At 40.7% G+C, this 14842-nt stretch carries 15 protein-coding genes; 11 read left to right on the top strand and 4 right to left on the bottom strand.

Annotated elements, in window-relative coordinates:
• Positions 1-14 precede the first annotated feature (14 nt).
• The 5 genes from rpe (at position 15) to glmM (ending at position 5941) form a co-directional block, all read left to right on the top strand.
• On the top strand, positions 15-671 hold the full coding sequence (gene rpe, locus DXD04_RS08470) for a ribulose-phosphate 3-epimerase (protein ID WP_117672581.1): 657 nt from the start codon (positions 15-17) through the stop codon (positions 669-671).
• 21 nt (positions 672-692) lie between these two features.
• Positions 693-2648 carry a ComEC/Rec2 family competence protein gene (locus DXD04_RS08475; RefSeq protein ID WP_181977470.1) on the top strand — a complete coding sequence of 652 codons (1956 nt, stop codon included), beginning with the start codon at positions 693-695 and terminating at the stop codon, positions 2646-2648.
• Positions 2649-2708: 60 nt separating this feature from the next.
• Positions 2709-3746: a DHH family phosphoesterase gene (locus DXD04_RS08480; RefSeq protein WP_022052692.1), complete on the top strand. Its 1038-nt coding sequence runs from the start codon at positions 2709-2711 to the stop codon at positions 3744-3746.
• A gap of 105 nt (positions 3747-3851) precedes the next feature.
• Positions 3852-4517, top strand: coding sequence for a BamK family beta-barrel-assembly machinery protein (locus DXD04_RS08485; RefSeq protein WP_117672585.1), 666 nt, complete (start codon positions 3852-3854; stop codon positions 4515-4517).
• A gap of 35 nt (positions 4518-4552) precedes the next feature.
• Positions 4553-5941, top strand: a complete 1389-nt coding sequence (gene glmM / locus DXD04_RS08490; RefSeq protein WP_022052694.1) for a phosphoglucosamine mutase — start codon at positions 4553-4555, stop codon at positions 5939-5941.
• Between the two features lie 121 nt (positions 5942-6062).
• Here glmM and DXD04_RS16675 read toward each other — a convergent pair whose 3' ends face one another.
• On the bottom strand, positions 6063-6221 hold the full coding sequence (locus DXD04_RS16675) for a hypothetical protein (RefSeq protein ID WP_181977471.1): 159 nt from the start codon (positions 6219-6221) through the stop codon (positions 6063-6065).
• Positions 6222-6296: 75 nt separating this feature from the next.
• On the bottom strand, positions 6297-7430 hold the full coding sequence (hemW, locus tag DXD04_RS08495; protein ID WP_117672587.1) for a radical SAM family heme chaperone HemW: 1134 nt from the start codon (positions 7428-7430) through the stop codon (positions 6297-6299).
• 218 nt (positions 7431-7648) lie between these two features.
• On the opposite strand from hemW, the gene DXD04_RS08500 reads away from it, so the two are divergent.
• The 3 genes from DXD04_RS08500 to rprY all read left to right on the top strand — a co-directional run bounded on the left by DXD04_RS08500 (position 7649) and on the right by rprY (position 12327).
• Positions 7649-9808 carry an elongation factor G gene (locus DXD04_RS08500; RefSeq protein WP_022052697.1) on the top strand — a complete coding sequence of 720 codons (2160 nt, stop codon included), beginning with the start codon at positions 7649-7651 and terminating at the stop codon, positions 9806-9808.
• A 266-nt stretch (positions 9809-10074) separates the two neighbouring features.
• Positions 10075-11625, top strand: coding sequence for a sensor histidine kinase (locus DXD04_RS08505; protein ID WP_117672589.1), 1551 nt, complete (start codon positions 10075-10077; stop codon positions 11623-11625).
• 3 nt (positions 11626-11628) lie between these two features.
• Positions 11629-12327 (top strand): response regulator transcription factor RprY, encoded by a 699-nt coding sequence (gene rprY / locus DXD04_RS08510; protein ID WP_007563193.1) that lies wholly within the window; start codon positions 11629-11631, stop codon positions 12325-12327.
• A gap of 75 nt (positions 12328-12402) precedes the next feature.
• On the opposite strand, the gene DXD04_RS16680 is transcribed toward rprY, so the two are convergent.
• Together DXD04_RS16680 and DXD04_RS08515 are read right to left on the bottom strand one after the other, a co-directional pair.
• Complete coding sequence (locus DXD04_RS16680) at positions 12403-12579, bottom strand: hypothetical protein (RefSeq protein ID WP_181977472.1); 177 nt, start codon at positions 12577-12579, stop codon at positions 12403-12405.
• A 191-nt stretch (positions 12580-12770) separates the two neighbouring features.
• Positions 12771-13217 (bottom strand): MarR family winged helix-turn-helix transcriptional regulator, encoded by a 447-nt coding sequence (locus tag DXD04_RS08515; protein WP_022052701.1) that lies wholly within the window; start codon positions 13215-13217, stop codon positions 12771-12773.
• 205 nt (positions 13218-13422) lie between these two features.
• Here DXD04_RS08515 and rpsF point away from each other — a divergent pair, with 205 nt between their 5' ends.
• Genes rpsF through rplI form a run of 3 tightly spaced genes read left to right on the top strand, consistent with a single transcriptional unit; the run spans position 13423 to position 14510 of the window.
• Positions 13423-13770, top strand: coding sequence for a 30S ribosomal protein S6 (rpsF, locus tag DXD04_RS08520; protein ID WP_007563184.1), 348 nt, complete (start codon positions 13423-13425; stop codon positions 13768-13770).
• Positions 13771-13772: 2 nt separating this feature from the next.
• A complete protein-coding gene (gene rpsR, locus DXD04_RS08525) occupies positions 13773-14042 on the top strand; it encodes a 30S ribosomal protein S18 (protein ID WP_005841178.1) in 270 nt (89 codons plus the stop codon).
• Positions 14043-14060: 18 nt separating this feature from the next.
• The gene (gene rplI / locus DXD04_RS08530; protein ID WP_007563170.1) at positions 14061-14510 is read left to right on the top strand and encodes a 50S ribosomal protein L9; all 450 of its coding nucleotides are present in this window, start codon (positions 14061-14063) and stop codon (positions 14508-14510) included.
• The last annotated feature ends 332 nt before the right edge of the window (positions 14511-14842 follow it).

Genomic DNA, 14842 nt, shown 5'->3' on the forward strand with positions numbered 1-14842 from the left:
ACTAAAATAAATCGATGGAAAAAATTATGGTAGCTCCTTCCTTGCTCTCTGCAAATTTTGCTGATTTGAAGAGTGACCTGGAAAAAATAAATCAAAGTGAGGCAGACTGGTTGCATCTGGACATTATGGACGGGGTGTTTGTACCCAATATTTCTTTTGGCTTTCCTGTGTTAAAGTATGTGGCGGAACTTAGTCAGAAACCGCTGGATGTACATCTGATGATTGTACAGCCGGAGAAATTCATTCAGGAAGTGAAGAAGTTAGGAGCCATGATGATGAATGTGCATTATGAAGCTTGTCCTCACTTGCATCGCGTCATTCAGCAGATTAAGGAAGCGGGTATGAAGGCAGGGGTTACGCTGAATCCAGCTACACCGGTCTCCGTGTTGGAGGATATTATCACAGAGGTGGATATGGTGTTGCTCATGAGTGTCAACCCGGGATTCGGTGGTCAGAAATTTATTCCTAATACATTAAAAAAGATTGAGCAACTTCGTGAAATGATAACCCGTAATGGGGCTTCTGCTCTTATCGAAGTGGACGGAGGTGTCAATCCGGAAAATGCTCCTTTGCTGCAACGTGCCGGAGCAGATGTGCTGGTGGCCGGCAGTTCTGTTTTTAAGGCGCCGGATATGATAAAAGCTATTCAGGAGTTGAAATATGTGGAGTAAGTATTGGGAACCTTACATTCTTTGATAGCGTACCCTTTGTTCCGGTTGACTATTTGTCTGGCAACCGGAATTTTTTTATTCGACACGTGGTGGCCGGAAAATCTTTCATGGCAATATGGGGCTGCGATATGGCTGTTGTTGGTGGGAGTTTGCGGAGGATTATTCTGGCTTTCTCATTGGCGGTGGAGATGGCTTTTCGGTGGAGTGGCCGGAGTAACTTTTTTCTTGTGGGGAGGAATATCGGTACTTTATCAGAGAGAAACGGTGCAATATAGCTGGGCTGGAGACCCCGCTATATATAAAGGTATAGTGGAAAGCGTGCCGGAAGTCAGAGGGAAGACACTTCGGGCGGAAGTGCGTGTAGAGATGCAGCGGTTGTCGGGTGACAAATGGAAAAGGGTAGACCGGAATATCCTTTTGTCGTGGATGCCGGACTCCCTGTCAAGTCCTTTAGCTTGTGGTGACAGTGTTTGTTTCTATGCAAAAGTTTCACGTCCTTTTTCTGAAAAGGAACTGACCGGATTTGATTATGGGGATTATCTTTTGCGAAAAGGTATTAGCGGAACGGCTTTGGCCTATGCCGGGAACTGGCGTTGTACGGGAAAGCCTCATTCTTTGTCTTTCATGCAGCGGGCAAAGGTGTGCCAGCAAAAGGTGGTAGATGTGTATCAAAGTTGGGGGCTGGAAGAGGATGTACAGGCTGTGGTGTCGGCATTGACAATCGGAGAGAAAAGTGAGTTGACTCCTGAATTGAAAGCGATGTACAGCGCGGCAGGTGCCAGTCACGTACTGGCGTTGTCGGGGTTACATGTGGGGATTTTTTCATGTATTCTTTTGTGGTTGTTTTATCCGTTGACTTATCTGAAGCACGGGCGCAAAATGCTGGCTCTGCTGGTTGTCTGCTTGTTGTGGGGCTTTGCCTTTATTTCCGGATTAAGTTCGTCGGTGGTGCGTGCAGTGGTGATGTATAGTCTATACACCCTTGCCTCATTCTGTCTGGAAGAGCGTTTTTCGGGTATGCATTCTCTGGTATTGGCTGCTTTCCTGATGCTGGTGTATAATCCATTCTTCCTTTTTGACATAAGTTTTCAGTTGTCCTTTGCTGCCGTCTTTTCCATTCTGGCGTTTTATCCCTTGTTCTCGCGTAGCTTATGTATCAAAAATCGTGTGCTGCGTTATATCTGGAATACCCTCAGTCTGTCTATGTCGGCTCAGCTAGGTACGCTGCCTTTCATTCTGTATTACTTTGGAAGTTTCCCGACTTATTTTCTGCTGGCTAATTTGGTTGTAGTTATATTGGCTGGTGTAATACTGGTGCTGACGTTTGCTGCGTTATGCTTGGCTTCCGTCCCTATAGTGGGAAATACGGTGATTACCTTGTTGGAATGGGGTACTTTGATCTTGAATAAATCTATGCAGGGAGTACAGCAACTGGCCGGTTCTCAGATTACTTCCGTCTATTTATCATCTTCTCAAGCCTGTCTGCTGGCTGGAGTGATTATTTGCCTTTATCTTTGCTGGGCATCCGGAATACACCGCAAGGCTTCCGACTGGATTCGTTTATTGGTGGTTTGTAATCTGTTTGTGGCGGTGTCTTGTGTGGAATATGCAGGAGAAGCTCCGGAACAGTTGTATTTCTTCCGTTCGGAAATCTACACCCGTAAGAAAGACTGTGTCTCCACCCATCGTTCTGAAACGGGGTTGTTGTGTATTCGAAATATGCATATTGCAGTGTTGAATGATGCCCGCTGGAGAACGTATGAGTCTTCATCGCGTTTCCCTTTGGAGTATGCATATATTTGTAAGGGATTTAAAGGAAGTCTTTCACAGTTAGACAAACTGTTTGCCATTCGGCAAGTAATTTTGGACAGCTCGCTGAATGATGCTTTCCGTGAAAAGCTTATAAGGGAATGTCAATTACTTAAAATATCTTATACAGACCTTTCTGTTCAAGGTTCTTATTCCGTTGTGCTGTAGTTTATAAAAATAAATTTGTACTTTTGCTCCTTTCAAAAGTGTAAGTTTAAGAAAAAGAATATGTTGTCAAAAGTAATTCTTCAGGCCCATATTGATAAAGTTGAGACCTATTTTGACCGGGCTGATAAAGTGGTGATTGTGACCCATGTTTCTCCTGACGGAGATGCGCTGGGTTCTTCGTTGGGCTTGTATCATTTTTTGTCTGTACATGGCAAGACCGTGAATGTGATTGTACCTAATGCATTTCCAGACTTTTTGCGGTGGATGCCTGGAGCAAAAGATATTATTCGTTATGATAAATATGCTGAGTTTGCCGATAAGCTGATTGCTGAGGCAGATGTAATCTGTTGCCTTGATTTTAACGCATTGTCGCGTATTGACCGGATGGCAGATGCAGTAAGAGATGCACAGGGAAGAAAGGTGATGATTGACCACCATCTGAATCCGGAACCTTTTTGTCGGGTGACTATTTCACATCCGGAAATCTCTTCTACTTCGGAGTTAATCTTTAGATTGATATGCCGTCTGGGATGTTTTGATGACATTACTTTGGAAGGTGCAGAATGTATCTATACCGGAATGATGACGGATACGGGAGGTTTTACTTATAACTCCAATAACCGTGAGATTTATTTCATTATCAGCGAACTGTTGTCTAAAGGCATTGATAAGGATGACATCTATCGTAAGGTGTTCAATACGTATTCTGAAGGACGTCTTCGTCTGATGGGATATGTGCTTTATGAGAAAATGCAGGTATATCCTCAGTTCCGTGCTGCTTTAATCTGTCTTTCAAAGGAAGAACAGGGCAAATTCCGTTATGTAAAAGGAGATACGGAAGGTTTTGTAAACATTCCTCTTCAGATGAAGGGAATTTGCTTTTCGGTATTCTTGCGTGAAGATACCGAGAAGGATATGATTAAGGTTTCGCTTCGTTCGGTAGGAGCATTCCCTTGTAATCAGGTAGCCGCTGAATTCTTCAATGGAGGTGGGCATTTGAATGCTTCCGGTGGAGAGTTTTACGGTACGATGGATGAGGCTGTAGACTTGTTTAAGCAGGCTTTGGTGAAATATGAGAGCTTGTTATTGAAAAATTAGTGAGAAATTTTTATTCTTGAACAATATTAGACATAATTGGACAAAATAGGAAGGATGTTTTTGAGACATTTTACTACATTTGCCCGTGTAAACATGCTTATTAAGATGAAAAAGAACTATTTGTTGTGGGCTGTAACTGCCCTGATAATGTTGGCACTGCAGAGTTGTAATAACGGAAAGACCTACGCTGAAATGAAGGAAGAGGAGGCAGATGCTATTAATAAGTACATTTTGGAAAATGATATAAAGGTGATTTCTGAAGCAGATTTTGCTGCGCAGGATTCCACTACGAAAGAAAATGAATATGTGCTGCTGGATGAAAGCGGAGTGTATATGCATGTAGACAATCGTGGACCAGGTGAAGAAGTGTTGGAAAATGGAACGTATGATATGGTTGCACGCTTTGTAGAAATAGCACTTCAGACACGCAGTGACTTAGGTATGACGGCAGGAGATACATTGCTGGCTAATTTTCACGTGTCCAATCCTTCGTATACGATTAAAGGAGAAGATTTTAAACTGACCATTAGCGGTGAGTCGTATTCTGCTTCATTTACCCGCAGTGATTCTTATAGCATGTATGGCATGTATGGAACAGTAGCCGTTCCTTCTGGTTGGTTGATTCCATTGCGTTACTTGAAACCAGGAAAAACGACTGATTCTGGAGAAATTGCACGTGTGAAACTGATTGTGCCGCATAGTGAAGGTACTTCTTCGGCCACTCAGTCTGTGTATCCATGTTTTTATGAACTGACTTATGTAAAACTGTGATAACCTAAAAACCTAAATAATTAAAACCTTTATTTATGACACTTATTAAATCTATTTCCGGTATTCGTGGCACTATAGGCGGCCATGCCGGCGAAGGGTTGAATCCTTTGGACATCGTGAAATTCACTTCAGCGTATGCTACATTGATTCGTAAGACTACGACCAATAAATCAAATAAGATTGTAGTGGGCCGTGATGCACGTATCTCTGGTGAAATGGTGAAAAATGTGGTTTGCGGAACGTTGATGGGAATGGGATTCGATGTAGTAAATATCGGGTTGGCTTCTACTCCGACTACAGAACTTGCTGTAACTATGGAAGGAGCATGCGGTGGTATTATTTTGACTGCCAGCCATAATCCGAGACAATGGAATGCATTGAAGTTGTTGAATGAACATGGTGAATTCCTGAATGCGGCAGAAGGTAATGAGGTATTGCGTATTGCTGCTGCAGAAGAATTTGAATTTGCAGACATCGAACATATCGGTAAGTACCGTGAAGACAATACATACAACCAGAAACATATTGACAGCGTATTGGCATTGAAACTGGTAGACGTAGAAGCTATCCGTAAGGCTAATTTCCGCGTGGCAATTGATTGTGTGAACTCTGTAGGTGGTGTAGTACTGCCTCAGTTGTTGGAGCAGCTGGGCGTACAGCATGTGGAAAAGTTGTATTGCGAACCGACTGGCGACTTCCAGCATAATCCAGAACCTCTGGAAAAGAACTTGGGTGACATCATGGGCTTGATGAAGAAAGGTACTTGTGATGTAGCCTTTGTGGTAGACCCTGACGTAGACCGTCTGGCTATTATCTGTGAAAATGGAGCTATGTATGGTGAAGAATATACGCTGGTAACAGTAGCTGATTATGTATTGAAGCATACTCCAGGAAATACAGTTTCTAACTTGAGTTCTACTCGTGCGTTGCGTGACGTCACTCGCAAATATGGCATGGAATACAATGCTTCTGCAGTGGGTGAAGTAAATGTAGTAACCAAGATGAAAGCTACTAATGCGGTTATCGGCGGTGAAGGTAATGGTGGAGTGATTTATCCGGAATCTCACTACGGACGTGATGCATTGGTAGGTATTGCTTTGTTCTTGAGTCATCTGGCACACGAAGGAAAGAAGGTGAGCGAATTGCGTGCGACTTATCCTAACTATTTCATTGCGAAGAATCGTATCGACCTGACTCCGGAAACAGATGTAGATGCTATCCTGGCTAAGGTGAAAGAACTTTACAAAAATGAAGAAATCAACGACATCGATGGTGTGAAGATTGATTTCCCTGATAAGTGGGTTCACCTGCGTAAGAGTAACACAGAACCGATTATTCGTGTATACTCAGAAGCTTCTACAATGGAAGCTGCTGATGAAATCGGTAAGCAGATTATGGACATTGTATACAGTCTGGCTAAATAAGAGAGGCGTTAGCGCATTCTTCTGAAAATAAAATGAATTCCGGAATGAAATAAAGCGGTTAGCTGGTTTTCATTCCGGAATTTTTTTTGTGAATGTGTGATAGAGAAAATGTGTGTAGGGGTTATTCCTTTTCAGATTCTTCTGAACAAATGAAGGCTAATTCTGAATGTAATGCCAATTCTTTTTGTGGTGAAACAATAGGGGACGAGTTTTCTTCTGACGAGAAACCAGCATGGAATAATGCGTAAAAGAAGGGCAGAATAACTTTTTGAGTTTCCATAATGCGTTGTTTTTAGGGGTTTGTAATGAAAACGCCAAAATGTGAATATCCCCTATCTGGAAAGTGTTAAATAATCTAATCGTCTACCCATAGCAGGTCGCTCATAATTCCATCAGAAATAAATATCCCTTTTTCTGTGAGCTTCATGACGTGATTGTCGAGTGTCAGGAATCCTTGTTTCAGATGGGGAGAAGCCATGCGCATGCAATAATCGAATAAGGTTTCTCCAAATGTCTCTTTCAGTATATGGGTGGGGATACCGTGAGCAGTGCGCAGACGGGTAATAATAAAGTCATTATAGCGCGTATACAGATCAAGCTCTTCCTTTTCCTGATAAGGTGTTCCTTTTTGAATACCTTGTATATACTGAGAAAGAGAAGCTACGTTCCATTGTCTGGAAGTCCCGTCGTACGAATGGGCAGAAGGACCGCAGCCCAGGTATTTTTTGCCTGTCCAGTAACTGGAGTTGTGACGTGAATGGAATCCCGGGAGACAGAAATTGGATATTTCATAATGTTCATATCCGTTGCTCTTGAGGGTATGTATCAACTCCTTGAATAAGGAGACACTTAAATCTTCATCCGTTTCTTCCACTTGATGTGCTTCTTTCAAATTCCATAAAGGAGTGCCTTCTTCATAAATCAGATGATAGGCTGAAATATGCTCCGGATGCATCTGAAGGGCTGTTTGAAGGTCTTTTTGCCAGTCTTCTAATGTTTCTCCAGGCAGTCCGTACATCAAGTCGATACTGATATTCTGAAAACCAGCTTCTCGGCAATGTTGGTATGCTTGTTGAGCCTGAGCAGCCGTGTGCCGGCGGTGAAGCAGACGAAGAGTGTCTTCCTTGAAGGTTTGTATGCCCATGCTTAATCGGTTAAACGGGAGGGTACGCAACATGGCTATGTATTCAGGTGTCAGATCGTCGGGATTTGCTTCAATTGTAATTTCGGCTTCCGGATTTACAGTATATATCTTATAGATGGTTTCAAAAAGCTGAATGAAATCTTTTCCTTCTAATTGTGAAGGCGTACCTCCACCAAAGTAGATGGTGTCAATAATTTCTCCATCCAGATAGGCTTTCCGCAGCTCAAGTTCTTTGGACAGAGCCTGTACGTATGTGCTTTTTTTATCATTTTCTGTTGTAGAAAAGAAGTCGCAGTAAATGCAACGTCGTTTGCAAAAAGGGATATGAAGATAGATGCCAGCCATAATTAATCTACTGTAAGAAGTTGTTTTACGGGTGTAAAGATACGGATAATTTATGGGAGGAAAGAAGGAATACAGATTTTGTATGTCTGAAAACATAGTTTAGTAACACGAAACTTTTTATTGTTTTTCTGAATTATAATCTCTAATTTGCGCTTCGTTAAAAAATAAGAGATATGAAAAGCATATCCTTTCGTTACTAAACTAAATCTTGAAATACCATGAAAGTATATCAGACAAACGAAATCAAGAACATTGCCCTTCTCGGTAATGATGGCTCAGGTAAAACCACTCTCACAGAAGCTTTGCTCTATGAGAGTGGTATTATAAAACGTCGCGGAAGAATTACTGCCAAGAATACGGTGAGTGATTATTTCCCGGTAGAGCAGGAATACGGATATTCGGTATTTTCTACTGTATATCATGTAGAATGGAACGGAAAGAAGTTGAATATTATCGACTGTCCGGGAAGTGATGACTTCGTGGGAGCTGCCATTACCGCATTGAATGTGACTGATACAGCCATTTTGTTATTGAACGGGCAATATGGTCCGGAAGTGGGTACACAGAATCACTTCCGTTATACTGAAAAACTGGGTAAGCCGGTGATTTTCCTGGTAAACCAGTTGGATAGTGAAAAATGTGATTTTGACCATGTGCTTGAACAGTTGAAAGAGAATTATGGTTCTAAAGTTGTTCCGGTTCAGTATCCGCTTAGTACAGGACCTGACTTCAATTCGTTGATTGATGTACTTTTAATGAAGAAATATTCTTGGGGACCGGACGGCGGTGCTCCAACCATTGAAGACATTCCGGCAGAAGAAATGGAAAAAGCGCAGGAATGGCATAAGACGCTGGTGGAAGCTGCGGCTGAACACGACGAGAGCCTGATGGAAAAATTCTTTGAATCTGAATCGCTGACAGAAGATGAAATGCGTGAAGGTATTCGTAAGGGATTGGCTGCCAGAGGTATGTTCCCGGTATTCTGTGTATGTGCAGGTAAGGACATGGGCGTGCGTCGCTTGATGGAATTCTTGGGCAATGTGGTACCGTTCGTGGATGAAATGCCGGTAGTTCACAATACACGTGGTGTTCCTGTTCCTCCCGATCCGAATGGTCCTACTTCACTTTACTTCTTTAAGACAGCTGTGGAACCTCATATCGGAGATGTACAGTACTTTAAAGTAATGAGTGGTGTGGTGCATGAAGGCGATGATTTGAGCAACGCAGACAGAGGTTCGAAAGAACGTATGGCACAGCTTTATGTATGTGCAGGTGCCAACCGTGAAAAAGTAGACGAACTGCGTGCGGGAGATATTGGCTGTACAGTAAAATTGAAAGATGTGAAGACGGGCAATACCTTGAATGGCAAGGATTGTGAGAACCGATTCAATTTCATTAAATATCCGAATCCGAAGTATACGAGAGCTATTAAGCCGGTAAATGAAGCCGACACAGAAAAGATGATGGCGGTGTTGAACCGTATGCGTGAAGAAGACCCGACTTGGATTGTAGAACAGTCTAAGGAATTGCGTCAGATTCTGGTACACGGTCAGGGAGAATTCCATCTGCGTACATTGAAATGGCGTCTGGAAAACAACGAAAAGTTGCAGATTCAGTTCTATGAACCTAAGATTCCATATCGTGAAACAATTACTAAGTCGGCTCGTGCAGACTATCGTCATAAGAAACAGTCGGGTGGTGCCGGACAGTTTGGTGAAGTTCACTTGATTGTAGAGCCTTATTATGAAGGTATGCCTGCTCCGGAAGTGTACAAGTTCAATGGTCAGGAGTATAAGATGAACGTGAAGGGTACGGAAGTAATCGACTTGGAATGGGGTGGTAAGCTCGTATTTGTCAATAGTGTAGTTGGTGGAGCAATTGATGCCCGTTTCATGCCGGCTATTTTGAAAGGTATCATGAGCCGTATGGAACAAGGACCGCTGACTGGTTCATACGCACGTGATGTACGTGTTATTGTGTACGACGGTAAGATGCACCCGGTAGATTCAAATGAAATATCCTTCATGCTGGCTGGTCGTCATGCGTTTAGTGAAGCATTTAAGAATGCAGGTCCGAAGATTTTGGAACCGATTTATGATGTGGAAGTATTCGTTCCGAGCGACAAGTTGGGTGACGTGATGAGTGACATGCAGGGTCGTCGCGGTATGATTATGGGTATGACCAGTGAAAAGGGATATGAAAAGTTGAGTGCTAAAGTTCCATTGAAAGAAATGTCGAACTATTCTACTTCTTTAAGCTCATTGACCGGAGGTCGTGCTTCATTTATTATGAAATTTGCCAGCTATGAACTGGTTCCGACGGATGTACAGACCAAGCTGATGAAGGAATTTGAAGAGCAAGAAAAGGACGAAGCATAATATTAGTTGTGATTTTTATAGATAAAAAAGCCGTGTTTCTTAAAAAGCACGGCTTTTTTTTGTTTAACTTAGCTTAAACAAAACCCTCTATTTATTTGTTATTAATCTAAAATTCTATTATTTTTGTAATGTATAGCTGCTTGAAATAATAGATAGTGTAGATTTTATCAGGTAAAATTTGATTTATGGTTAATATACGACAAAATCTTATTTAAAGCTTGTTAATCTGTTAGCGTCGTATTTGTCAGGTTGTTAAATTTGTCCGTATGAAAAAATCGACTATTTGGATATTAGGAGTTGTAATGGGACTGTCTTTCTTGAGCTTGCTTTATTTGCAGGTAAGCTATATTGAGGAGATGGTCAAAATGCGGCGTAGTCAGTTTGAAGAGAATGTAAACCGCAGTTTGGGAAAGGCTGTGCATAACCTGGAACTGGTTGAAACGAAAAAATATCTGGAGAAAGATGTGGCAGCGCAGGAACGTGCGGCATTGTTGTCCAGACAATACCAGGAAAAGAACGATGCAGGCGAGAATGTGGTAGAACATCATCAGTATACGATTACCGCACCTGACGGTTCTACTTACTCTACTTTTGAGCTGAAGACCATTATGAATCGGCCGTCGAATGTGCCTAAGGTGGTCATATCTACGGGAAGAACTATTCCACAAACATCGCGTGCATTGCAGGAGATTCTGAAAGAACGTTATGTGTATCAGCGTGCATTGCTGGATGAGGTGGTGTATAATATTCTTTATACGGCAAGTGACAAGCCTCTGAAAGAAAGAGTCAACTTTAAACAGCTTGACCACTTCCTGAAAACAGAACTGTTTAATAATGGCATCGATATTCCTTATCATTTTTCGGTGACAGACCGGGATGGGAAAGAGGTGTACCGTTGTTCAGATTATGTGCATGACGATGAAAAAATCTATTCTCGTTTGCTCTTTGAAAAAGATCCTCCTGCTAAGATGGGTTTTGTGAATATTTTCTTCCCCACACTGGATAATTACATATTCAGTTCAGTGAAGTTTATGATTCCATCCATCATCTTTACGGTGGTTTTGTTGATTACGTTTATTTTCACGATTTACATTATTTTCCGTCAGAAACGCTTGACTGAAATTAAGAATGATTTCATCAACAACATGACGCATGAGTTTAAGACTCCGATTTCTACCATATCGTTGGCTGCCCAAATGTTGAATGATCCGGCAGTGGGTAAATCGCCTGTGATGTTTAAGCATATATCAGGAGTTATCAATGACGAAACGAAGCGTTTGCGTTTTCAGGTAGAAAAGGTGTTGCAGATGTCTATGTTTGAACGGCAGAGTGTGACACTTAAGAAAAAGGAAATTGACGCACATGAGTTGATTAATGGAGTGGTGAATACTTTCCGTTTGAAAGTAGAGAAAAACAATGGTACGCTGGAGGCGGAATTGAATGCGCAGGATCCGGTGATTTTTGTGGATGAAATGCATTTTACCAATGTGGTATTTAACTTGCTGGATAATGCAGTGAAATATAAGAGTCCGGATCGTGATATTGCCTTGAAAATCCGTACATGGAATGAAAACGGAAAGCTGTGTATTTCAGTGGAAGATAACGGTCTTGGAATCAAGAAAGAGAATTTGAAAAAAATATTCGATAAGTTCTATCGGGTTCATACTGGAAACTTGCATGATGTGAAAGGTTTTGGACTTGGGTTGGCTTATGTAAAGAAGATAATCGCAGACCATAAAGGCTCTATCCGGGCGGAAAGCGAATTGAATGTAGGAACAAAATTTATAATTACTATACCATTATTTAAAGAAGAATAAGATATGGATGACAAATTGCGTATTTTGCTGTGCGAAGATGATGAGAATCTTGGCATGCTTTTGAGAGAATATTTACAGGCAAAAGGTTACAATGCAGATCTTTTTCCAGATGGAGAAGTTGGATTCAAGGCTTTTCTGAAGAGTAAATATGATTTGGTGGTAACAGACGTAATGATGCCAAGAAAAGATGGTTTTACTTTGGCACAGGAAATCCGTCAGGCAAATGCGGAAGTTCCTATTATTTTCTTGACAGCTAAAACACTGAAAGAAGATATTCTGGAAGGATTCAAGATTGGTGCGGACGATTATATTACAAAGCCTTTCAGTATGGAAGAGCTGACATTCCGTATTGAAGCTATTTTGCGTCGTGTACGTGGAAAACGTAACCGTGAAAGTACAGTGTACAAGATTGGTCGTTTTACTTTTGATACTCAGAAACAGATTCTGTCAATTGGTGACAAGCAGACTAAGTTGACTACGAAAGAATCTGAATTGCTGGGCTTGCTTTGTGCACATGCAAATGAAATTCTTCAGAGAGACTTTGCTTTGAAAACTATCTGGATTGACGACAATTACTTCAATGCAAGAAGTATGGATGTGTATATCACAAAATTGCGTAAGCACCTGAAAGAAGATGATTCAATTGAGATTATCAATATTCACGGAAAGGGATATAAATTGATTACTCCGGAAGGTGAATAAAGACTTTTCGGAAGTGAGCAATAAAAAAGCCTGAATGTTTAATTCAGGCTTTTTTATTGCTGTTGATTGAAAAAATCAATCTGTAATTCTTTTGTTCAGGATGATATATGAAATCAATCCGGCAACAACGAGCAACAAAGAAACTCCCAATACTGCGTTGTTGTTCACATTACCTATTGCATAGCTTGCAATGAGAATCACAGCACCGATGATAACCAATATCACTCCTAAATTCTGTAATAAGCTTTTCATGTGTGTCTTCTTTTTTATGGTTTATTTATTCATGGTTACAAATTAAAGCATAATTCTTTTATCCAAAAAATTATTTCGTGAAAAAAAACGGAAATTTGAGCATATATATAAGCCGTTTTATAAAAGCTTGACAAATGAAATGATTTTTATGCTTCTTGCTGAGGGTAACAAGTCTGAATCATTCCACTTTTTTAGTCTTTTGTGTTGGTAAATATTTTCCGAAGCACTTCCTGGCTGATTCTTAATTCCTCCAATGTAAGTCCGTGTAAGGCTTCTTTTAGTGTCTTGTTGGCGATGAAACGCGCTTTTTCTTCTAATTTCTTTCCATTTTCTGTCAGGTGAATTTTATTGGTCCGACGGTCTTTTTTGTCGGGCACTCGTATAACCAGATGTTGTCTTTCCATGTTGTCAATCAGTCGGGTCATGCTGGGCTTATCTTTAAAAGTGGCGTTGCACAACTCCTGCTGGGTAACTCCATCCTTTTCCCAAAGGTAGAGTAGCACGGTCCATTGCTCCGGTGTAATTTCCATGTCATTTAATCGGAAATTCCGGCTCAGCTTTCTGTTAATGGCAGCCGATACTTTTCCATTTAAAATGGCAAATATCAGTTGAATGTCAAAATTGAATTGTTCTATCATGTAATTATTGTTTAAACAACTTTGCAAATATACGACATTTCACCTATATATAAAGTAGAGAAAAGAGAGTTTGGAAGATAAATATCTCTTTTTTAAGAATCTTTATTGCATAAATATATGGGAAGTCTTGGTTTCTTAATTGAAAAGTCGTACCTTTGTCGCGCAAATAAAAAATCATTATTAATTAATTTAATTAACGAATAGTATGAATCAATACGAAACCGTTTTCATTTTAACTCCCGTTTTGTCTGATGTTCAGATGAAGGAAGCGGTAGAGAAGTTCAAAGCTATCCTTACTCAGGAAGGTGCGGAGATCATCAATGAAGAAAACTGGGGATTGAAAAAATTGGCTTACCCAATTCAGAAAAAATCTACAGGATTCTATCAACTGATTGAATTCAAAGCAGAACCGTCTGTAATCGAGAAGCTGGAAGTTAACTACCGTCGTGACGAACGTGTAATCCGTTTCTTGACTTTCAAGATGGATAAGTACGCTGCAGAATACGCTGCTAAGAGAAGAAATGTAAAATCAACTAAAAAGGAGGAAAACTAATCATGGCACAGCAACAATCAGAAATCAGATATTTAACTCCGCCTTCAGTAGACGTTAAGAAGAAAAAATACTGTCGTTTCAAAAAGAGCGGTATTAAGTACATCGACTACAAAGATCCTGAATTCTTGAAGAAATTCTTGAACGAACAGGGTAAAATCCTTCCGCGCCGTATTACAGGTACTTCATTGAAGTTCCAGCGTCGTATTGCGCAGGCTGTTAAGAGAGCTCGTCACTTGGCTTTGCTGCCTTTCGTAACTGATATGATGAAATAATAAAGGAGGAATAAGAATATGGAACTGATTTTGAAAGAAGACGTAGTTAACTTGGGCTACAAGAATGATATTGTAACCGTTAAGTCTGGTTATGGTCGTAACTATCTTATTCCGACAGGTAAAGCTGTGATTGCTTCTCCGGCTGCAAAGAAAATGTTGGCTGAAGAACTGAAACAGCGTGCTCACAAATTGGAGAAGATTAAGAAAGATGCTGAAGCTGTTGCAGAAACATTGAAGGGTGTTTCTTTGACTATCGCTACAAAGGTAAGTGCAACAGGTGTTATCTATGGTTCAGTAGGTAATATTCAGATTGCTGATGAACTGGCTAAGTTGGGTCACAACATCGATCGTAAGATTATCGTTGTTAAAGACAACGTAAAAGAAGTTGGACACTACAAAGCTGTGGTTAAACTTCACAAGGAAGTTTCTGTAGAAATTCCTTTCGAAGTAGTTGCAGAAGAAGCTTAATTTGTATCTGTAAATACTTTAATAAATCCCCCGAATGGACAACGGTCTGTTCGGGGTTTTTTATTTTTGTTTGGGGGTGAAGCTTGATAAGAAGTTGGATATGGATTTTAGTTTTCTTCTCTCCTGGTTTGTAAGAGTTAAGATGCGAATGTGAAGTACGAGAAAAGTGAGGTATGTATTCTATTGTTTAAAAAATAGTGATGGCGGTAAAATAGTTTGTATGGGTGAAGTTGAGTGAACAGGAAAGCTATGTGATGAAATAATAAGATGGGGGTATTAGGGGTCAACGTAATAATCTGAGGGGTAAATCCGATAAATTTATATCTTTGCCG

It is taken from the genome of Phocaeicola plebeius (genome assembly GCF_003437535.1).
Classification (GTDB): domain Bacteria; phylum Bacteroidota; class Bacteroidia; order Bacteroidales; family Bacteroidaceae; genus Phocaeicola; species Phocaeicola plebeius_A.